The sequence below is a fragment of the Thalassospira sp. GB04J01 genome (assembly GCF_000751115.1).
GTDB lineage: Bacteria > Pseudomonadota > Alphaproteobacteria > Rhodospirillales > Thalassospiraceae > Thalassospira > Thalassospira lucentensis.
In genome coordinates this window covers 70,585-90,821 of the sequence record NZ_CCDX020000018.1, presented here as the reverse complement: position 1 = coordinate 90,821, position 20,237 = coordinate 70,585, and the positions used below count along the sequence as shown (strand labels likewise).

Below are 20,237 nucleotides of genomic sequence, written 5' to 3'. Positions count from 1 at the left end.
ATGGCCATAACAGGGGGAATGATCAAAAAACTCGCCGCAAGTACCATATTGGGGTGCGGAATGTTTTTTGTTGGGTTCGGCATCAGCACTGCCAAGGCGCAGGTGACATCTTCCCAAGCAGGCGAAGAAGAACCGGCACTTCTGTTTAGTGCTGATGAAGTAGATTACAACCGCGAGCTTCAAACTGTAACCGCACGCGGCAACGTTGAAATATCGCGAGAAGGTCGCATTCTTCTTGCTGATACTGTCAGCTATGATCAATCTCAAGACGTTATGACTGCCTCAGGAAACGTCAGCATCACAGAACCAAACGGCGAAGTTACATTCGCAAGTTATGTTGAGCTGAGCGGCGATTTTAAAAACGGCATCGTCAAAGACATTTACATTCTATTGGATGAAAACACGCGCATTGCTGGCACCGGCGCACGGCGTAGTGGCGGAAACTTTACTGAGATAGCTAAAGCCGTCTATTCACCCTGCAAAGTATGCGAAGACGATAGCGACAGCCCACCTCTTTGGCGTATTCGCGCCGCGCGCGTGATGCACGACGCCGACGCAAAGACAGTTGAATACAAAGACGCCAGATTGGAAGTGGGTGGTATTCCGATACTTTATACCCCGTATTTGCAGCACCCGGACCCGACGGTAAAACGCCAATCTGGTCTCCTAGCGCCATCCTTTGGTAGTACGAGCTATGTTGGCTCTTTCTTTGCGCAGCCCTACTACGTCGCCATAGACAAAAGCAAAGACGTAACTTTAACGCCGATCTATACCACCGATGAAGGCCCTGTCCTGGCGACAGAATACCGTCAACGGTTTGACCGTGGTGAGATGGAATTTGATGGTAGTGTGACCCGCGACAGCGATGACCGTTTTCAAGGCCATATCGACGCCGAGGGCCGGTTTGACATTGATGAGACTTGGCGCTGGGGCTTTGATGCAGAGCAGGCATCTAACAAAACATATCAGTCACGTTACGGATTTGATTCGCCGTCTGTCTTAACTTCCAACCTGTTCACGGAGGGATTCCGGGGTGCCAGTTATAGTCGTATCGACGGATATTATTTCCAAGGACTTAAGGAAGATGATGACCGCGACACAACCCCTATCATCTTGCCCCATATGCAGTTCCACGGCCAGACTGAGCCCGCGAAGTATGGCAGCTACACAACATTGGACCTTGATGGGCTTTCACTGACCCGAGAAGATGGTGCGGATTCGCACCGTGTCTCCGCCAAAGCCGGATGGGCTCTTCCGTATATCGGATCAATGGGCGACGTCACCAAACTTAGCTTATCCGTTCGTAGTGACAATTATATTGTCTCTGACGTCGAACGAGACGGCAAAAGTGACTACAGCGGATATACTGGGCGGCTACTGCCCTTGGCTGCGATTGACTGGAGTATGCCTTTCGTCAGTGATCAGGGCGAATACCACCATATCATCAAGCCAATGGCAATGGCCGCATGGTCGCCCAATGGCGGCAATCCCGACGAAATTTCTAACGAAGATTCCCAATCGTTTGAATTTGACGATATTAACCTGATGGCCCATGACCGTTTCGGTGGACTTGACCGGGCAGAGGATGGTTTCCGTGCGAGCTATGGCTTGGAATGGGGCGTATATGGTCAGTCTGGTGGTTACACCAGTGCCATGTTTGGTCAAAGCTATCGCGCAAATGACAACGATACCTTTGCTCCAGGGTCTGGCCTTGACGAACATATGTCTGACTACGTTGGCCGCGTAACCGTTTCACCGAGCCAATACCTTGACCTCACCTATCGCTATCGTCTCGATAACGATGATTTTTCTGCCAGACGTAATCAGGTATCGGCCACTGTTGGCTCGATGGATACACTGCGTCTCAACACGACCTACGTACACTTCACCGACGATGCCGGCAGTGAAGAATTCAACGAGCGCGAAGAACTGTATTTCAAAGCAGAGCGCCAATTTAGTGAATTCTGGTCCGGCATGGCCTATAGCCGTTATGACATTGATCAGGATGACCCACTTGAGTACGGTGTCGGCTTTGTGTACGAGGATGAATGTTTCATCTTTGATGGTCGGGTACGCCGCACCTTCTATCAGGATCAGGACTTGGGTGAGTCCGACGAATTTTTGTTCCGCCTCGTATTCAAGACCTTGGGCGAATTTGCATCTGCAGCCGGATTGTAAGATAGAATGATTTCAAAATTTTCGACCTTCGCATTCAAGAACGTCCTTTTCATTCTAAGCACAGTCATACTGGTGTCTGCCGGTGGTATTGCACGCGCCCAATCACCAGTTGGCGTTGCTGCCGTCGTTAATGACGAACCGATTTCAATCATCGATCTTGTCGAACGCATTAAATTGATTGCCGTTTCGTCAAACATCGAAATGACGCCACAAAAAAGCAATGAGATGGCGCCGCAAATTCTGCAACAGCTGATCAATGAGAAGCTGCAAATGCAGGAGGCAGAACGTCGCGGCATTGAAGTGACGCAAAGCGATATCGACCTTGCAAAATCAACGATCGAGCAAAATGCCGGATTGGCAAGCGGGATGCTTGATAAATTCCTTGAACAACGTCGCGTCGCAGCAGGCACCATCGAAGATCAAATCAAACCGCAGGTCGCATGGCAAAAACTGCTGGGCACGATGCGCCGTGATGTGCAGATTTCCGATGCTGAAATTGATGAGAACCTTGCTCGCATCGAAAGCAACCAGGGAAAGCCGCGCAACCGGGTACAGGAGATTTTCCTTCCTGTTGATAATCAGCAAGACAGCAGCAAAGTCTATCAAACGGCACAGGAAGTCCTCAAAGCGCTGGATCAAGGAGCTGATTTCGGTGGCCTTGCTCGACAAATATCAGCCAGTACGAGTGCACCAGCCGGTGGTGACCTTGGTTGGCTATATGCAGGTGAAGTCGCCAACGAACTACAACAGGCTATCAACCAGCTTGCCCCCGGTGAGGTAAGTGCACCGATCCAAACCATTCGTGGCTATTACATCATAAAGCTTTTGGATCGTCGCCGCGGCGATGCCGCCGCCATTACAGATACCCGACTTGATCTTTACCAATTGTTTGTTCCGGTTGCAGACGACACACCACAAGACCAATTAAATGCAAAGCTCGCAGTCATGGATAATGCCAAGAAAACTGCTGACAGCTGTCAGGCCTTGGCAAATGTTGCTGTTGATCTTGGTTCTGATCTCAGTGGCGAGATGAAGGGCATTTCACCAAATGACCTTTCCGGTCCGGTAAGTCGCGCTGTTGGTGATCTTGAAAAAGGCCAGATTTCGGATGTGATCCGTGTCGATGGTGGCGCGCTTCTGGTGATGGTTTGCGACAAGATCGAGAAAAGTAATCTTCCGGATCGTAAAAGTGTTGAAAACAGGCTGATGATGGAACGGCTTGATATCTTGGCCCGGCGGAAACTTCGCGAGCTGCGCCGTGAAGCCTTTATCGATATTCGGATATAATCTGGTCTCTGGGATATATTTCAATGAGCAATATCGCGCCGATTGCCTTAACCATCGGCGAGCCCGGTGGTATCGGCCCGGAGCTTGCCCTAAAGGCATGGCAACGCCGAACCGATGATGCCTTGTCGCCATTTTGCGTTTTGGCCTCGGTCAGAATCTTAAAACAGGCGATAGATCAAACAGGGATTGATATCCCGCTTGTTCGCGTTTCCGACATTTCAGAAACGGCCTCTGCGTTTACAAGCGCGCTACCTGTTCTCGATATCGAAGATACAAACGCGTCAATCATTCCCGGGACAGCGTCGCCCGTGACAGCCAATATCGTGATTGACAGCATCACGCGCGCGGTAGAGTTAACAAGATCAGGTGCGGCAAGTGCCGTTGTGACAAACCCGATCCAGAAAAGTGCCCTTTATACGGCCGGGTTCAAACATCCCGGTCACACAGAATTTCTTGCGGAACTCGCAGGTCCGGGCACGGTCCCAGTTATGATGTTGGCGAACGCAAAACTGCGTGTCGTGCCACTGACAATCCACATTGCACTTGCAGAGGTCCCCAAGCAATTGACGGCCGCTTTGATTGGTACCCTTTGTCACATCACGGCAAAGGCGCTACAACGCGATTTCGGGATTATGCACCCACGCCTTGCGATTGCGGGACTAAACCCGCACGCTGGTGAAGACGGCACCATGGGCATTGAAGAACAAACCATCATGGTACCCGCCATCAAAAAACTACGGGACGAAGGCCTTGATGTCATTGGCCCGCTGCCAGCGGATACCATGTTCCATGAGGAAGCCCGTGCGCAATACGACGTGGCACTTTGTCCGTATCATGATCAGGCGCTTATTCCGGTCAAAACCCTTGATTTCCATGGTGGTGTAAATGTCACCTTGGGATTGCCATTTATCAGAACATCGCCCGATCATGGCACCGCCCTTAACATCGCGGGCAAGGGTATTGCACGTCCTGATAGCTTGATCGCGGCCCTTAAAATGGCGTCTGACATGGCGCACAAACGTATTTCAACAGGAGCCTGACCGAACGTGTCAGAAGACAACACACCATCTGGCAAACTTGCCAATGACGGTTTGCCACCGCTGCGTGAGGTCATTGCGACCCATGATCTGTCGGCGCAAAAGAAATTCGGCCAGAACTTCCTGTTTGATCTTAACCTGACGGGCCGGATTGCCCGGGCTGCGGCCCCGCTTGAACATGCGACAGTCATTGAAATCGGACCAGGGCCCGGCGGCTTAACACGGGCCTTGCTGTTCAATGGTGCCAACAACCTGACCGTGATTGAGCGCGATCCACGCTGCCAACCGGTTCTTGAACAGATCAGCAACCATTATCCCGATGCATTGCATGTGATTGACGGCGATGCGTTGGATGTAGATGTCACTACGCTTGGCCCTGCCCCGCGTAAGATCGTCGCCAACCTGCCTTACAACGTCGGCACACAGCTTTTGATTAACTGGCTAATGCAGATTGACCAGTTCACCAGCCTGACCTTGATGTTTCAGAAAGAAGTTGCCGAACGCGTCGTCGCCCGCCCCAAAAGCAAGGCCTATGGGCGCCTTTCGGTACTGTGTCAGTATCTGTGTGATTGTGACATTCTGTTTGATGTCCATCGTAGCGCCTTTACACCACCGCCAAAGGTGACGTCGGCTGTGGTGCAATTGCGCCCCAAAGAAGATCGCGGAACGAAAATCGACCTGACCAGTCTGGCAAAGATCACACAAGCCGCATTTGGCCAACGCCGTAAAATGCTGCGCGCCAGCTTAAAAACGCTCAAAATCAATGTGGGTGAATTGCTGGCAAAGGCCGAAATTACGGAAACATCCCGGGCAGAAGAACTCAGCGTTGCAGATTTCGTGCGCCTAACGCAAATCCATGACGAAATGGCCGCTTCGTAAGGCGGCCATTTTCCAGGTCATAGATCAATCTGTCAGAAGCTTTTTGACAAAGCCCGGCAACCCGGTTTGCCGCGCCCGTTTCACGCGCTCTGCCCCAATGATATGTTCCACATCGGCAAGGCAGCGTTCCAGATCATCATTGATCAGGACGTAGTCGAATTCTTCCCAATGACTGATCTCTGCACCGGCCTTGGCCATGCGCTTCATAATCACATCATCGGCATCCTGTCCGCGATCGCGAAGACGACGTTCGAGTTCGCCTGACGACGGTGGTAGGACAAACACCGAAACAACATCATCACCGCCCTTTTCGCGTAATTGACGGGCACCTTGCCAATCAATATCAAAAAGAACGTCGTGCCCCTCTGACAACGCCTTTTCGACTGGGGCAATCGGCGTGCCATAGTAGTTGCCAAACACTTCGGCCCACTCAAGAAGCTCGTCATCGGCGATCATGTGCTTAAATTCATCAACCGATTTAAAGAAATAATGCGTGCCTTCGTCTTCACCGGGCCGTGATTCACGGGTAGTCGCCGAAACCGACAACGAAATCTTGTGGTCTTTTTCAAGAAGCTGGCGGGTAATAGTTGTTTTCCCGGCCCCGGACGGCGCACAGAAGACCAGCATAAGGCCACGGCGGCTTGCCTGTTCAGTCATATCGCGTTTCCTTCCCTACCCGCTTATTCGACGTTCTGAACCTGCTCGCGGAGCTGATCAATGATCACTTTAAGCTCCATCCCGCAATTGGTCAGTTCGATGTCATTGGCTTTGGAACACAGCGTGTTGGCTTCCCGATTGAATTCCTGACACAGGAAATCAAGTTTACGCCCGATGGCTCCGCCTTTGGTCAACATATCGCGTGCGGCAATGATATGGGCCTTAAGACGGTCAATCTCTTCGCGAATGTCGGCCTTGGTCGCCAGAAGGGCCGCTTCCTGATGGAGGCGTTCAGGATCAAATTTTCCAGCATCCATCAGTTCGTCGATCTGGCGTTTCAGTCGTTCCTTGATCGCATCTCCGCGCGCCGATGCACAGCTTTCCGCACGGGTAACGGTCGCCTCGATATTATCGACATGCCCGCGCAGCATCGCATCGAGTTTGGCACCCTCTTCTGCGCGATGTGCATCCATCTGATCAATCGCATCGCTCAAACTGGCAAGGACCGCACCATCACGGGCATCCCGACTTGCATCATCTTCCTGCGTTTCAACGGTCTCAAGCACGCCGCGCACGTTCATCAAATCCGCAATTGTTCCGGCTGAAAGGCTGCTGGTATTGTCAAATTCTTCGGCAAGGGAAACCAGTTCAGAAAGCAGTTCCCGATTAACCTGATAGGTACTTCCGTCCGACGCGCGTACAACATTGAGGGTAACGCCCATATTGCCGCGTTTGAACCTCTTTGACACCGCATCGCGTACCTTGGCTTCAAGGCGTTCAAAACCGCCATTCAAACGCACACGGACATCAAGGCCCTTGCCATTGACACTGCGCAGTTCCCAGGTCCAGCCAAAGCCGCCCGCAGCACCATCTGTGCGCGCAAATCCGGTCATGCTTGATACGGTCATATTTTCATCCAGTCTGATTTCATGTTTGCGTGTTTATAACGGTTGCCCCCAACCACGCCAAGGCCGAACACGGCCCCGATTGAGATAACATCAAACAGTTCCCGACAATATGGTATGTCTGAGCAGTATTTCATAATGCTGCCCCAATGCTGCAGCATGTTCCGCCAAAATAACACATAGACACATCCGAACTGCATACGAGCAACCATGTCATTTCAATACCATGCCATCCTGATCACCGGTGCCAGTTCCGGTATCGGTGCAGCCCTTGCCCGTCAATTTGCCCGTACGGGTGTCACCCTGTTCATCAGTGGCCGTGATCAAACACGCCTGCGACTGGTTGAAAATGAATGCCGTGCAGCCGGTGCTAACGTCTTCGCAGACGTCCTTGACGTCACTGCGCGCGAAACCATGGCGGCCTATGTGTCGCAATGCGACGAGATCGCGGCACTCAGCCTTGTCATTGCTAATGCAGGCATCTCAGCCGGTACAGGGGGCGACGGCGAAAGCCCCGAACAGGTCCGAGATATCTTTGCTACCAATGTTGCCGGCGTGCTTAACACCATTGATCCGGCGATTGAAAAGATGCGCATCCGTGGGCACGGTCAAATCGCTGTCGTTGCCTCACAGGCATCCTGGCGGGGATTGCCATCCGCCCCGGCATATTGTGCCAGTAAGGCCGCCATTCGCACCTATGGCGAAGGCTTACGCGGTGCACTGGCCCCATCGGGCATCAAGGTAAACGTCATTTGTCCGGGGTTCGTTAAAAGCCGGATTACCGATGCCAATGATTTTCCGATGCCCTTTTTCATGCAGGCAGACAAAGCCGCACGTAAAATCGTTCGCGGGCTGGAAAGAAACAAAGGCATGATCGCATTCCCGTGGCCGATGAATATTCTGATCGGCATGCTTAAAATGGCCCCGCAATGGGTGCTTGATTTGGCAGCGTCACGCATCCCAAAGAAAACGTCAGGCATTAAGCAAATCGGAAACTAAGTCCCGCCCGGCAGACTTATGCAAAAACCATTCGAAAATGACAAAGGCGGTCTTTTTAAGAGACCGCCTTTTTTTAATCGATTTTCAGCATCGAACATAGTTTGACGAAGACTAGACTAGACTAGATTACCTTACTGGCTATCACGCAGGCGCCGCCATTTGGCAACATTGCGATTATGCTCGTCAAGGGTGCGGGCAAAGGCATGACCGCCTGTGCCATCCGCCACGAAATAAATATCTTCTGTTTCCGACGGATGTAAAACCGCATAAATCGCATCACGGCCCGGGTTGGTAATCGGCGATGGCGGCAACCCGGCGGTGACATAAGTGTTATACGGGCTTTCAAAACGAAGATCGTTACGGGTCAAAGCGCGATCAAGACGTTTTTTCGGACTAACCGCATAGGCCACCGTCGGATCAGATTGAAGCCGCATGTTGCGGTTCAGGCGGTTGACAAAAACCCCCGCCACGCGGCCACGTTCGGCCGCTACTCCTGTTTCGCGTTCCACAATCGACGCCAGAACAATCGCTTCGTTAATGGTATCGAATGGAAGCTCCGAATCCCGGCCCGGCCATAGTTCATCGACCAGCGCATCATGCGCAGCTCGCATCCGATCAATGATGCTTTGCTTCGTATCACCGTATGAGAACTGATAGGTTTCGGGCAACAGGGTCCCGTCCTTGGGGATATCGGTGATATCGCCGGTCAGACCATCAACCAGATTGATCCGGTCGATGATTTCTCCTGATCTCAAACCTTCGGGGATGGTGACGAACCGCCGAACGGTCTCACCACTTGCCAAAATCTCCGCGGCCTGACGGGGACTGACCCGGGCGGGAAAATGATATTCGCCCGCACGCAAAGAACGATCCAGCCCGGCAACACGCACCCCGGCCAAAAAGATCAAAGGTTCTTCGACAATCTGTTCACGTTGGAAAATTTCGGCGATACCGCGCACCCCGGCCCCTTGCGGGATGATGATGTCGCTGCCCTGCACAAGTTTGCTTGGCGATGTGTATTGCACATAAACATACACCGCCGCCCCACCAATGGTGAGAGCGGCGGTGATGCATAAAAAGCCAAGAACAAGCAGAAAACGCTTCAAGGGATAGCTCCCGGTAAGGTTGGATCTGCTGTTTTAGACGCTCTTGAACACCAGCGATGCGTTGGTACCGCCAAAGCCGAACGAGTTCGACAGTGCGACATTTACCTTACGCTGCTTGGCTTCAAGCGGAACCAGATCCATACCTTTGCAGGCTTCAGACGGATTTTGCAGGTTCAAGGTCGGTGCAACCACACCTTCGTAGATCGCAAGGATCGAGAACACAGCTTCAATCGCGCCAGCCGCACCCAGCAGGTGACCGGTTGCCGATTTCGTCGATGACATCGAAAGTTTCGATGAGTGATCACCAAACAGACGCTTGACCGCACCCAGTTCAATTTCATCACCCAACGGAGTCGACGTGCCATGAGCATTCACATAGTCGACGTCTTCCGGGTTCACACCGGCATTGCGCAACGCATTGCGCATCGAGCGGAAACCACCATTCCCATCCGCAGCCGGAGCCGTGATGTGATAGGCGTCGCCCGACATGCCGTAACCGCCGACTTCAGCGTAAATTCGTGCACCACGTGCCTTGGCGTGCTCGTATTCTTCAAGCACCACACAACCAGCCCCCTCGCCCATGACGAAACCGTCGCGTCCTTCGTCCCACGGACGCGATGCTTCGGTCGGGGTATCGTTGTAACCGGTTGAAAGTGCACGGGCAGCCGCAAAGCCAGCCATACCAAGACGGCAAACAGCAGCTTCTGCACCACCAGCAACCATCACATCGGCATCACCAAGCATGATCATGCGCGATGCGTCGCCAATGGCGTGTGCACCGGTCGAACATGCTGTAACAACAGCGTGGTTCGGGCCTTTAAGGCCGTGTTTGATCGATACCTGGCCAGAGACCAGATTGATCAGGCAAGACGGAATGAAGAATGGGCTTACGCGGCGGGTTTTGCCGTTATTAACCAATTCGGTGGCTTCAGAGATCCTTGGAAGGCCTCCGATACCTGAACCAATCAGAACACCAGTATTTTCCTGATCTTCGTCGGTTTCAGGTTTCCAACCGGAATCGGCAAGAGCCTGATCGGCCGCAGCAATCCCATAGACGATAAAATCGTCCATTTTCTTCATGTCTTTAACAGAGACATGATCTTCCGCGTTGAAAAGTCCGTCACCCTGACCGCGTGGCACAAGGCCCGCGATCTTTGCAGGGATATCGGACACATCGAAAGTATCGATGTTCTTGATTCCAGATTGGCCAGCCAGCAGTTTCTGCCACGTGTTCTGTGCGCCGCTTGCAAGCGGTGTAACAGCACCAATACCGGTAACAACTACGCGTCTCATCCCGCACTACGCCTTTATTTTATGAATCCAGCAAAGACGAAAAGGGCGCCTGAGGATGCCCTCTGGCGCCCATGTCTCACAGCAAAATTAGCTGTTAGCTTTTTCGATGAAGTCAATCGCGTCTTTGACGGTCAGAATTTTCTCGGCTGCGTCATCAGGAATTTCACAACCAAATTCTTCTTCAAACGCCATAACCAGCTCGACAGTGTCCAGGCTGTCTGCGCCCAGATCGTCGATGAAGCTGGCGTTTTCAGTGACCTTGTCTTCTTCAACACCAAGGTGTTCGACAACGATCTTCTTCACGCGATCTGCGACATCACTCATAGCTCAAATCCTTCAATAGGTTTTCTGTCAGTTATCGTTTGCGTGGTCCCGGTCTGCTCCCCCTATTGAAGGAACTTCCTGGGACCGGAAACCGACAATACCCATTGCCGGTTTCAAGATTTTTTATAGCGGCCTCTTTTAAACAGAAAAGCAAGCAACCCGCAACGGGTTAAATCATCGCCATTCCGCCATTCACATGCAAGGTCTGTCCTGTGACATATGAAGCTTCGTCACTGGCAAGAAACAGAACCGCTGCTGCGATCTCTTTGCTGTCGCCCATGCGACCGGCAGGAATACCTGCCAAAAGTTTCTCTTTCTGTGCATCACCGAGCTCTTCGGTCATTGCCGTGGTGATGAACCCCGGTGCAACACAGTTAATCGTAATACCGCGCGCAGCAACTTCCTGTGCCATCGATTTTGACCAGCCAATCATGCCTGCCTTGGCCGCCGCGTAGTTCGCCTGTCCCGGATTCCCCGTGACGCCAACAATCGACGTAATGTTGATGACACGACCATGACGGCGCTTCATCATGCCACGCAAAGAATTCCGTGCAAGCTTGAATGCAGATGTCAGGTTCACATCAAGAACCGCCTGCCAGTCTTCGTCTTTTAGACGCATCGCAAGCTGATCGCGGGTAATGCCGGCATTATTGACCAGAATATCAAGCTGACCACCAAGGGCTTCTTCAGCCGCCTTGATCAAACCGTCAACCGATTCTGTATCCGAAAGGTTCGCTGGAACAACAACGGCGTTTTCACCGATCTCGGCGGCAACCGCTTCGAGACGTTCCGCACGGGTCCCCGACAGAGCAACCTTCGCACCGGCCTGCGCCAAAACCTTGGCGATTTCGCCACCAATGCCACCCGTGGCACCAGTTACAAGTGCGGTTTTCCCTGCAAGATCAAACATAAACTTTCTTTCCCTTTTTGGGTTCGTCGTGGTCACGACACTTTTACAAAGTGCCGAGGAATGCTTCGATATCAGCCGGTCCATTTACCGAAGTGCCGGTCAGGTCGCGGTCGATACGACGTACCATTCCCGTCAAAACCTTGCCCGCGCCAATCTCGACAAGATCGGTAATACCCTGTGTCTTCATATAAAGAACAGACTCGCGCCAGCGCACGGTCCCGCAAACCTGCTCCACAAGGAGTTTACGAATGGTTTCCGGATTGTCAGTTTTTTCTGCCGTGACATTCGCAACAACCGGCTTACCAGGCGCATTCATCGCCACTTCGGCAAGGGCCTCGGCCATGCGATCAGCCGCTGGCTGCATCAACGAGCAATGGAACGGCGCAGACACCGGCAGAAGAACGGCGCGCTTGGCACCTTTTTCCTTGGCAATTTCAATCGCGCGTTCAACAGCGGCCTTATGACCAGACACGACAACTTGTCCATTGGCATTGTCATTCGCAGCGGTGCAAACTTCGCCCTGTGCAGCTTCTTCAGCCACGGCAACCGCATCGGCAAAGTCCAGCCCCAAAAGGGCTGCCATTGCACCGACACCAACTGGAACTGCGGCCTGCATGGCTTGACCACGAATTTTCAAAAGGCGTGCCGTATCGGCAACCGCAAAAGTACCCGCCGCAGCAAGCGCTGAATACTCACCAAGCGAATGCCCCGCGACCAGATCGCATTTGTCGGTCAGTGTGAAGCCACCTTCGTTTTCCAGAACGCGGGTAACAGCAAGACTGACAGCCATCAGCGCAGGCTGTGCATTTTCCGTCAGGGTCAGTTCATTTTCCGGCCCCTCAAACATCAGCGCGCTTAGTTTCTGTGAAAGCGCGTCATCAATTTCCTGAAAAACTTCGCGGGCAACCGGGAATGCATCCGCCAGTTCCTTGCCCATACCTACCGCTTGCGACCCCTGACCGGGGAAAACGAGTGCGCGTGTCATTATACTTAATATACCTTTGTCAGCTTATGCGAAGGCTGCGCCGAATATCGGCCCCTCAAAATTGAGGCCCTCTTGATACCGTGCCCGCCCCGACTGTCAAGAACAGATACGGCTTTTTGGCTCGTCACATACACACCTTGACACCAAGGTGGCAGGAAATTTCATGATTTCAAGTCAAAAGGCAGCGAACATGTATGACATGCTCGCTGCCTTTCTCGAAGGATTGTCTATCATGCAGCGCACAAATTCGTGCACTTTATGAACTGATTAGCCGATATAGTGCTGCATGCTTGAAACAACGCTGTCAGCGATATGCGACTTTGTAATCACGCCGCGAATATCGTCCTGACGTGGCACCCCGCGGCACGGCCTGACGACGACAGCAGCGCGTGCCTTACGGCGTTCCATGCGCTTGATCACGTCATACATATTCATGTCATCAACCACGACAACGAAGTCTTCCTTGATCACTTCCTTAAGTGCCTTGTGTCCCTGATCGCCTGCAACCGCGTACAGCGCCGTGACGTCAGGAATAACACCTGCAATACGCCCCCCTTCCATCACAACAAGCGGCTTTGCCACAGGTGATGGACCAATCTTCTCAATCACTTCAGAAACACGTAAAGATGCATCTATGTAGATCTGATCGGATGTCATGATTTCACGCACCGGATGGACCATAAACATGTTGCTGTGACGTTCCTTTGGAATGTGACGCCCGCGCAACACAAGTTTGGATGTATAGATCGTCTCAGAGATGATCATACGGCGGAAGCCAAGCGCAATCGCAACCGCGACAACCAGCGGCACAATAATATTATAGTCGCGGGTCATCTCGAAGATCATGATGATCGCGGTCATGGCTGCACCAGTACCCGCCGCGACAACGCCGCCCATACCCACAAGCGCAAATTCAACCGGCGTAATGCCCGCATCCGGGAAGATCAGGTTGCCGACAACACCGACAGCAGCCCCAAGGGTCGCACCGACAAACAACGACGGCGAGAAAACACCACCAGATGCCCCTGAACCAATGCTGACAGATGTCGCATAAAGTTTGGCAAAGAACAGGATCACCAGCAACGGCAAGGACGTCATCGTTCCACGCAGGATTTCCTGAATGACCCCATACCCCACACCGTCGACATAGTAATTGCCGCCCGTCAGCAGCAAAACATACATCAGAATGCCGATCGACAGCATACCAACAGCATGACGGGTATAATCGTTGCCCGGCATCTTTTTAAACAAGGTGCTCGTTACCAGCATCGAACGGATCAACGCCCACGCCGCGATCCCACACAACAGGCCGAGCACCACATAGACAATAAGGGCCTGAAGGTCGACTGCCGACACCTGTGGCACGGCCGCCAGCGGCACCTCGAATGCAGGCGCAAGACCAAACGAGATGCGCCCGATATAGGTCGCAGCCCCCGTGGCAATCACGACCGGCAGGAAGGTGCGCGTTGACACTTCTGGCATCATCAGTTCAATGGCAAACAGCACCGCACCAAGTGGCGTATTAAATGTTGCCGCAATTCCGGCCCCGGCCCCGGCGGCAAGCAATGTGATGCGTTGCCCGGTTTGTAAGTTGAACATTTGCGCAATGCTTGAGCCCAACGAAGAACCGATCTGAATGATCGGGCCTTCACGCCCGACCGATGCCCCGGTCCCGATGGAAAGCGAAGATGCAACCGACTTGACCAACGCCACCATCGGGCGAATACGGCCCTGTTCGAAATAAATGGCGTTCATCACCTCGGGCACCCCATGGCCTTTGGCTTCTGGCGCGAACGTATTAACAAGAAAAACAACAAACAAACCACCGATGACCGGCACCAGAATGACCAAAGGGCCCCAGGTGCTGGGCGCTGTCAGCAGGTTTGCATCATAATTAATGGAAAAGACGCCGTAAAAGGCGACGTTATGAATAAGCGCGACAAGCGCACGGAAAACAACCGCGCCGTAACCTGTAACCACGCCGACCACAAGTGCCAGCATACAAAGACTTAGCATAGATGCCCTGCGTGAGGACGCAGCATCAATTGAGGGTTCTACCATTACAAAACCAAGGGTAATAAAAGACAATGCTTTGGTTCGGCATTAACACACAAAACACCCGCCCCGTTTTGGTATAATGGCCCCCGTGATTTCAACGGGAACAACCAACAGGAAGCGGGAATTACCGGACCAGCGAATGCTAACAGGCGTACTCTCTTGAACTTTTTGTTTCAAGTGTGAACCACTTCACGCATAACCGACCTTAGGAAAGTGCAACTCTTACAAAGACGTGCATAGAAGGCTGAAACATACGCAAAAGCATGCGTTGCGTCCAAATTGCGATCCTGACACCTACTTGTGGAAAAGGTGTATTTGGCGTTGCACTAATGGGCGAAAAGTGTATATTCCGCCGTCTCACGGCTCCTTGCCGGGATTGCCCGGCTATGCCTGCATGACATGAGGTCATGTTGGGAAGAGATAAGCCACAAGGAGTGATTAGGAGTATTATGAGCAAGTACGAAAGCGTGTTCATCGCACGTCAGGACTTCTCGACCGCACAGGTCGAAAGCCTGAACGAAAAGCTGGTCCAGACCGTTGAAGGTCTCGGCGGCAAGATTGCTAAAACCGAATATTGGGGTCTGCGTTCCCTGACATACCGTGTCAAGAAGAACCGCAAAGGCCACTATACTCTCTTCCAGATTGAAGCCGACCACGCAACGATCGCGGAATATGAGCGTCAGATGCGCCTGAACGAAGACGTTCTGCGTCAGATGACTGTCAAAGTTGACGAGTTCGAAGAAGAACAGTCAGCAATTCTGCGTAACCGCGACGAGCGCGGCGGTCGAGGCGGTAATCGTCGCGGCGGTCCCCGTCAGCACGGCTAACAGATAGCGAGGAGAATATATTATGGCTGGACGTCGTCTGTTTTTCCGTCGTCGCAAAACCTGCCCGTTCTCGGGTGCGGATGCGCCGAAGATTGACTACAAAGATGTCAAACTGCTGCAGCGTTTCGTTTCCGAACGCGGCAAAATCGTTCCGAGCCGTATCACTGCGGTTTCGGCCAAGAAGCAGCGCGAACTGGCAAAAGCCATTAAACGTGCACGCTTCCTGGCGCTGCTGCCTTATTCCGATCAGGTTTAAGTCAGTCGGCAAGAGACCCGTTTATGGTCTCGGGTCGGGAGTAAATAATGCAACGTGACACCCTTATAGCTATTGGCTCGGGACTTGGCAGTGCCGTCCTGTTTCTTCTGGTTCTCTCGGGTAATCCGGTTGCGCTATTACTTTCATATTTCGGGCATCTGCCGCTTTTCCTTACGGGATTGTGGCAAGGGCCCAAACGCCTGCTGGTTGCGGCATTTGCCGCATGTAGTGCCCTTGTTCTTTTGGGGGGATTACTGCCTTTCACGGTCTTTATGGTCGTGTTTGCCGGACCAGCGATGTTGTTGACCCGCATGGCGCTGGTCGTTCGGAAGGATCAAAACGGCAATCTTGCCTTTATTCCTTCCGGAGTTGTCGTAAGTGCCATGGCCGTCATGGTCGCGACGGTGATGATTATCATTACCGGAACACTGACGGCGGAAGGTTTGGACATTCAGGAATTCGTTTCACAATTCCTGAGCCAGATATACTCGGAAATGGGCGTCCCTATGACGTCTGATGTTCAGGGTCTGATTGGTATGTTCAAGATTTACTTCCCGGCGATTGCTGCGGTGAGCTGGCTTCTTATGCTGTTTGCCAATGCAACAATCGCACAGGCAATTTTGGTACGTGCAGGCAAAAACCTGCGTCCGACACCAAAAATGGCAAGTTTTGCCCTGCCTGGATGGTCGCTATTTGCGTTTGCCGTGGCTGGTTTTACAGTCGGCTTTGCCGATGGTTCACTGGCCTATGTGGCGCGAAACGTCGCGGTGGTACTGGCAGTGCCGTTCCTGTTTCAGGGATTGGCGCTGGTACACGGGCAGGCAGCCCGATGGCCGCAAAAACGTATGATTCTGACGGTGTTCTACATCGTCGCGGTTCTGTCTAGTTGGTCGTTTGTTGCGATCACTGGACTTGGAATTGTTGAGCATTTAATCAGGCTGCGGGGGAAAGAACCGATGACCCGTAGCAATGAGGAGGATCGGTGATGGAAGTTATTCTGCTCCAGCGGGTAGAAAAACTCGGTCAGATGGGTGACGTAGTCACTGTCAAGCCGGGCCACGCCCGCAACCGCTTGCTGCCGCAGGGCATGGCCCTTCGTGCAACCAAAGCAAACCTTTCCGTGTTTGAAGCACAGAAAGTACAGCTCGAAGCTGACAACCTTGACCGCCGCAAAGAAGCCGAAGCGGTTGCCGAGAACATGGGTGAACTTGCTGTTACCCTCGTTCGTCAGGCATCCGATGTTGGCCAGCTTTACGGTTCGGTAACTGCACGTGATATCTCGACCGCAGTAACCGATGCAGGTTTCACTGTTGCCCGTACCCAGGTTGTTCTTGATCAGCCGATCAAAAACCTTGGTCTGCACCAGGTCAAAATCAATCTGCACCCGGAAGTCGCTGTCGAAGTGACCGCCAACGTTGCACGTTCCGAAGAAGATGCCGCTGAACAGCTCCGTAAAGGTGCTGCTGTTCTTGGCACGATCGAGGAAATGGAAGCGGAAGAAGAAGAAGCTCTCGAAGCTGCTGAAGAACTCTTCGAAGAAGAAGTTCCTGAAGGAGCTTCTGCAGATGCTCCTAACGAAGAAGACACCAAAGCTTAATCGCTGGTCTTTTTCGACGCATTTTGGAAAACGGCATATCCACCCGGATATGCCGTTTTCTTTTTGCCCAATTTGGAAAATCACCCGAATTCAATAATTTATTTGAATCGCGACCTCTGCGCTTATGGAATACCCGCTATGATGTATACCGATTAACTCTTTGCCGCCAACCAGATGACTGATACCTTTTCCGCCCATGACAGATCCCAACTTAGACTCCCTATTTGCTCCTCTTGATGTAGACCACAGTGACGGCGCCGATATGGTGCTCGAACGCATGGCTCCGCATAACTTCGAGGCAGAAGCAGCCTTGCTCGGCGCGGTGCTCAATAACAACGCCGCCTATGAGCGTGTGTCTGATATCTTGCGCCCGGAACATTTCGCCGATGGTCGCCACGGCAGTATTTTTGAAGCCTGCGGCAAACTGATCGAACGCGGACAACTGGCCAACCCGGTCACGCTGAAAGCCTTTTTCAAGCAGGATGAACATCTGGCCGAAATCGGCGGTGCGCAATATCTGGCCGAACTGTCAAACAATCTTGTCTCAGTAATCAACGCCGGTGACTACGGTAAGCTGGTCTATGACCTGTATCTGCGCCGCGAGCTGATCGAGCTTGGCGAAGATGTGGTCAATGACGCCTATCAGTACGAACTTGATACCGACGCCACCAACCAGATCGAAAAAGCCGAACAAAAACTGTTCTCGCTTGCCACCGCGGGATCAGCTGAATCGGGCTTTGTCGCCTTTGGCCCCGCATTGGCCAAGGCCTATGAGAATATCGATCACGCCTATAAGAATGCCGGGCGTGTGGTCGGTGTCACAACGGGTTTGCGCGACATTGACCGCAAACTTGGTGGTTTGCATCCATCTGATTTGCTCATCCTTGCCGGGCGTCCGTCGATGGGTAAAACAGCCCTTGCGATGAACATCGCCTTTAATGCTGCCATCGCATCCAATCAAAACCGCGCACAAGGCGAAGACACCCGCGATGAAATCCGTACGGGTGCAATTGCCGTCTTCTCGCTTGAGATGGCCGCCGAACAGCTTGCCGCGCGTTTGCTGTCGCAAGCCGCCGAGGTTTCTGGCGACAACATGCGCCGTGGTGACCTTAACGAGCAGGATTTTGAACGCCTGCTGTTGGCAACCCAAGAACTCAACACAGTTCCGCTGTATATCGATGATACACCGGCCCTTCCGGTATCGACGTTGCGCACACGTTGTCGCCGCCTGAAGCGTCAGCATGGCCTTGCCATGATCGTCGTCGATTACCTCCAACTTCTGGCACCACCGACCAACTTCCGCGGCGATGGCCGTGTACAGGAAGTTTCGGAAATCACCCGTATGCTCAAGGCAATTGCCAAGGAGCTTGAAGTCCCCGTTTTGGCCCTGTCACAGCTATCGCGTGCGGTAGAACAGCGCGACGATAAACGTCCGCAGCTTTCTGACCTTCGTGAATCCGGCTCGATCGAGCAGGACGCCGACGTTGTGATGTTCATTTACCGTGAACAATATTATCTCGAACGTTCCGAACCGGTCCAACGCCCGGAAGAAGCCACCGATAAATTCGGTGAACGCTATTCACATTGGCAGGACCGTTTGAACCACGTCTACAACACCGCAGAGGTTATCGTCGCCAAGCAACGTCACGGCCCGGTGGGCAACGTGCGTTTGTTCTTTGACGGGAACTACACCAAATTTGGCGACCTTGATCACACCGAAGAAGAACATGAATAGGGATCGTTTCCATCCCTAAACGGACTCCACGGGGTAATTCGAATGACTGTTTTTCCCGCCGTCGGCCGTGCTGCCGAGTGTGCGGAACTGCAAATCAATATGAAAGCAGTTGCCGACAACTATAAGACTTTGGCCAAGCGTTATACCGGGCGCACCTGTGGTGCTGTGGTAAAGGCAGATGCCTATGGTCTTGGTGCGGATATGATTGTGCCGGTCCTCAAAAAGCAGGGCTGCCGACTGTTCTTTGTCGCCCAGGCCAACGAAGCCGCCGAGCTTTTTCCGCTTCTGCGGGGTGGCGGGCGTATTGCTGTTCTCAATGGCGTATTACCCGGTGACGAGGAATTCTTTATCGAGAATGATGTCATCCCGGTTTTGAACGACCTTGAACAGATCGAACGCTGGTCAAACCTGTGCCGCGAACACGAACGCCCGGCACCGGCCTTTATCCATCTTGATACCGGCATGAGCCGCCTTGGCCTGTCGCCACAAGACGTAAGTGATCTGGTTGATCGGTACTCATCGCTGCTCTATGGCTTTGAAAAGGCGGGTTACATGACCCACCCGGTCGCCGCAGACGAACACGAAAATCCGATCACCAAGCGACAGTTTGATCTGTTTATGAAATGGTATCGCCGTCTTCCACCTGCACCACGTGGTTTTTGCAATTCATCTGCCATCTTTCGTAACGACGATTACCATTTGGAATTCTGCCGTCCGGGCTTTGCACTTTGGGGCGGGAATCCAACCCCCGAAGCCGAAAATCCGATGCGGTCGGTTGTGACCCTCAATGCCAAGATTTTGCAAATCCGCGAAATTCCAGCCGAACAAACTGTCGGATATGGCGCATCGTGGAAAGCCACGCGCAAGTCGCGCATCGCCACCATTGCCGTTGGTTATGCCGATGGCTGGCTTCGGTCGCTGTCCAATGCCGGAAAACTTAAGATCAAGGGGCATGAAGTGCCCTATGTCGGGCGGGTATCGATGGATGCCATCACGGTTGATATTACCGATCTTCCGGGTAAGCCGCTTAAGAGTGGCGACATGGTATCGTTGCTTGATGAGAACATGACGGTTGACGACGTTGCATCTGCTGCTGGTACAATAGGTTATGAAATTCTAACTTCTCTTGGACATCGCTATCGTCGGGTCTATACAGAAAGCTGAATGATAAAAAACGGTCAGCCAGAATGAGTTGACCAATAAC

Annotated in this window: 19 protein-coding genes; 11 read left to right on the top strand and 8 right to left on the bottom strand. The window is 52.7% G+C overall.

Annotated features, from left to right (window positions below):
* From lptD to rsmA, 4 genes are read left to right on the top strand one after another with little or no spacing between them, the layout of a single operon-like run.
* On the top strand, positions 1–2,178 hold the full coding sequence (gene lptD / locus AMM48_RS19090; RefSeq protein ID WP_102785369.1) for an LPS assembly protein LptD: 2,178 nt from the start codon (positions 1–3) through the stop codon (positions 2,176–2,178).
* A 6-nt stretch (positions 2,179–2,184) separates the two neighbouring features.
* Positions 2,185–3,465, top strand: coding sequence for a peptidylprolyl isomerase (locus AMM48_RS19085; protein WP_102785368.1), 1,281 nt, complete (start codon positions 2,185–2,187; stop codon positions 3,463–3,465).
* 23 nt (positions 3,466–3,488) lie between these two features.
* Positions 3,489–4,505 (top strand): 4-hydroxythreonine-4-phosphate dehydrogenase PdxA, encoded by a 1,017-nt coding sequence (gene pdxA, locus AMM48_RS19080; protein WP_102785367.1) that lies wholly within the window; start codon positions 3,489–3,491, stop codon positions 4,503–4,505.
* Positions 4,506–4,511: 6 nt separating this feature from the next.
* Positions 4,512–5,381, top strand: a complete 870-nt coding sequence (gene rsmA, locus AMM48_RS19075; RefSeq protein ID WP_102785366.1) for a 16S rRNA (adenine(1518)-N(6)/adenine(1519)-N(6))-dimethyltransferase RsmA — start codon at positions 4,512–4,514, stop codon at positions 5,379–5,381.
* A gap of 24 nt (positions 5,382–5,405) precedes the next feature.
* Here the strand turns inward: rsmA and gmk are convergent, their stop codons facing one another.
* Positions 5,406–6,038 carry a guanylate kinase gene (gene gmk, locus AMM48_RS19070; protein WP_102785365.1) on the bottom strand — a complete coding sequence of 211 codons (633 nt, stop codon included), beginning with the start codon at positions 6,036–6,038 and terminating at the stop codon, positions 5,406–5,408.
* Positions 6,039–6,061: 23 nt separating this feature from the next.
* Entirely contained in the window at positions 6,062–6,946 is an 885-nt protein-coding gene (locus AMM48_RS19065; RefSeq protein WP_102785364.1) for a YicC/YloC family endoribonuclease, read from the bottom strand.
* A gap of 207 nt (positions 6,947–7,153) precedes the next feature.
* Between AMM48_RS19065 and AMM48_RS19055 the strand changes: the two genes are divergently transcribed.
* A complete protein-coding gene (locus AMM48_RS19055) occupies positions 7,154–7,942 on the top strand; it encodes an SDR family NAD(P)-dependent oxidoreductase (protein ID WP_101304463.1) in 789 nt (262 codons plus the stop codon).
* 131 nt (positions 7,943–8,073) lie between these two features.
* Here the strand turns inward: AMM48_RS19055 and mltG are convergent, their stop codons facing one another.
* The 6 genes from mltG to AMM48_RS19025 all read right to left on the bottom strand — a co-directional run bounded on the left by mltG (position 8,074) and on the right by AMM48_RS19025 (position 14,576).
* Entirely contained in the window at positions 8,074–9,048 is a 975-nt protein-coding gene (mltG, locus tag AMM48_RS19050; RefSeq protein WP_102785362.1) for an endolytic transglycosylase MltG, read from the bottom strand.
* 33 nt (positions 9,049–9,081) lie between these two features.
* Positions 9,082–10,341, bottom strand: a complete 1,260-nt coding sequence (gene fabF, locus AMM48_RS19045; protein ID WP_102785361.1) for a beta-ketoacyl-ACP synthase II — start codon at positions 10,339–10,341, stop codon at positions 9,082–9,084.
* Between the two features lie 87 nt (positions 10,342–10,428).
* Positions 10,429–10,665, bottom strand: a complete 237-nt coding sequence (locus AMM48_RS19040; RefSeq protein ID WP_022730267.1) for an acyl carrier protein — start codon at positions 10,663–10,665, stop codon at positions 10,429–10,431.
* 169 nt (positions 10,666–10,834) lie between these two features.
* Positions 10,835–11,575 carry a 3-oxoacyl-[acyl-carrier-protein] reductase gene (fabG, locus tag AMM48_RS19035; protein WP_022730266.1) on the bottom strand — a complete coding sequence of 247 codons (741 nt, stop codon included), beginning with the start codon at positions 11,573–11,575 and terminating at the stop codon, positions 10,835–10,837.
* A gap of 43 nt (positions 11,576–11,618) precedes the next feature.
* A complete protein-coding gene (gene fabD / locus AMM48_RS19030; RefSeq protein WP_102785360.1) occupies positions 11,619–12,560 on the bottom strand; it encodes an ACP S-malonyltransferase in 942 nt (313 codons plus the stop codon).
* A gap of 267 nt (positions 12,561–12,827) precedes the next feature.
* Positions 12,828–14,576 (bottom strand): chloride channel protein, encoded by a 1,749-nt coding sequence (locus AMM48_RS19025; protein WP_198413563.1) that lies wholly within the window; start codon positions 14,574–14,576, stop codon positions 12,828–12,830.
* 491 nt (positions 14,577–15,067) lie between these two features.
* Between AMM48_RS19025 and rpsF the strand changes: the two genes are divergently transcribed.
* The 6 genes from rpsF to alr all read left to right on the top strand — a co-directional run bounded on the left by rpsF (position 15,068) and on the right by alr (position 20,197).
* Positions 15,068–15,445 (top strand): 30S ribosomal protein S6, encoded by a 378-nt coding sequence (rpsF, locus tag AMM48_RS19020; RefSeq protein ID WP_022730262.1) that lies wholly within the window; start codon positions 15,068–15,070, stop codon positions 15,443–15,445.
* Positions 15,446–15,467: 22 nt separating this feature from the next.
* Positions 15,468–15,701 (top strand): 30S ribosomal protein S18, encoded by a 234-nt coding sequence (rpsR, locus tag AMM48_RS19015; RefSeq protein ID WP_007090355.1) that lies wholly within the window; start codon positions 15,468–15,470, stop codon positions 15,699–15,701.
* Positions 15,702–15,748: 47 nt separating this feature from the next.
* Entirely contained in the window at positions 15,749–16,687 is a 939-nt protein-coding gene (locus AMM48_RS19010) for a DUF2232 domain-containing protein (RefSeq protein WP_102785358.1), read from the top strand.
* The gene (gene rplI / locus AMM48_RS19005; protein ID WP_101304456.1) at positions 16,687–17,298 is read left to right on the top strand and encodes a 50S ribosomal protein L9; all 612 of its coding nucleotides are present in this window, start codon (positions 16,687–16,689) and stop codon (positions 17,296–17,298) included. The genes AMM48_RS19010 and rplI overlap by 1 nt, the downstream gene beginning before the upstream one ends.
* Before the next feature lie 196 nt (positions 17,299–17,494).
* Positions 17,495–19,033, top strand: coding sequence for a replicative DNA helicase (locus AMM48_RS19000; RefSeq protein ID WP_102785357.1), 1,539 nt, complete (start codon positions 17,495–17,497; stop codon positions 19,031–19,033).
* A 42-nt stretch (positions 19,034–19,075) separates the two neighbouring features.
* The gene (gene alr, locus AMM48_RS18995; protein WP_102785356.1) at positions 19,076–20,197 is read left to right on the top strand and encodes an alanine racemase; all 1,122 of its coding nucleotides are present in this window, start codon (positions 19,076–19,078) and stop codon (positions 20,195–20,197) included.
* Positions 20,198–20,237 lie beyond the last annotated feature (40 nt).

Bases quoted from the DNA above. Each gene is read 5' to 3' on its own strand.
- fabG (WP_022730266.1), bottom strand. From the start codon at position 11,575: ATGTTTGATCTTGCAGGGAAAACCGCACTTGTAACTGGTGCCACGGGT.
- AMM48_RS19010 (WP_102785358.1), top strand. From the start codon at position 15,749: ATGCAACGTGACACCCTTATAGCTATTGGCTCGGGACTTGGCAGTGCC.
- pdxA (WP_102785367.1), top strand. From the start codon at position 3,489: ATGAGCAATATCGCGCCGATTGCCTTAACCATCGGCGAGCCCGGTGGT.
- rplI (WP_101304456.1), top strand. From the start codon at position 16,687: ATGGAAGTTATTCTGCTCCAGCGGGTAGAAAAACTCGGTCAGATGGGT.
- rpsR (WP_007090355.1), top strand. From the start codon at position 15,468: ATGGCTGGACGTCGTCTGTTTTTCCGTCGTCGCAAAACCTGCCCGTTC.
- AMM48_RS19040 (WP_022730267.1), bottom strand. From the start codon at position 10,665: ATGAGTGATGTCGCAGATCGCGTGAAGAAGATCGTTGTCGAACACCTT.
- AMM48_RS19085 (WP_102785368.1), top strand. From the start codon at position 2,185: ATGATTTCAAAATTTTCGACCTTCGCATTCAAGAACGTCCTTTTCATT.
- alr (WP_102785356.1), top strand. From the start codon at position 19,076: ATGACTGTTTTTCCCGCCGTCGGCCGTGCTGCCGAGTGTGCGGAACTG.
- AMM48_RS19065 (WP_102785364.1), bottom strand. From the start codon at position 6,946: ATGACCGTATCAAGCATGACCGGATTTGCGCGCACAGATGGTGCTGCG.
- fabD (WP_102785360.1), bottom strand. From the start codon at position 12,560: ATGACACGCGCACTCGTTTTCCCCGGTCAGGGGTCGCAAGCGGTAGGT.
- fabF (WP_102785361.1), bottom strand. From the start codon at position 10,341: ATGAGACGCGTAGTTGTTACCGGTATTGGTGCTGTTACACCGCTTGCA.
- AMM48_RS19025 (WP_198413563.1), bottom strand. From the start codon at position 14,576: ATGCTAAGTCTTTGTATGCTGGCACTTGTGGTCGGCGTGGTTACAGGT.
- AMM48_RS19055 (WP_101304463.1), top strand. From the start codon at position 7,154: ATGTCATTTCAATACCATGCCATCCTGATCACCGGTGCCAGTTCCGGT.
- lptD (WP_102785369.1), top strand. From the start codon at position 1: ATGGCCATAACAGGGGGAATGATCAAAAAACTCGCCGCAAGTACCATA.
- AMM48_RS19000 (WP_102785357.1), top strand. From the start codon at position 17,495: ATGACAGATCCCAACTTAGACTCCCTATTTGCTCCTCTTGATGTAGAC.
- gmk (WP_102785365.1), bottom strand. From the start codon at position 6,038: ATGACTGAACAGGCAAGCCGCCGTGGCCTTATGCTGGTCTTCTGTGCG.
- rpsF (WP_022730262.1), top strand. From the start codon at position 15,068: ATGAGCAAGTACGAAAGCGTGTTCATCGCACGTCAGGACTTCTCGACC.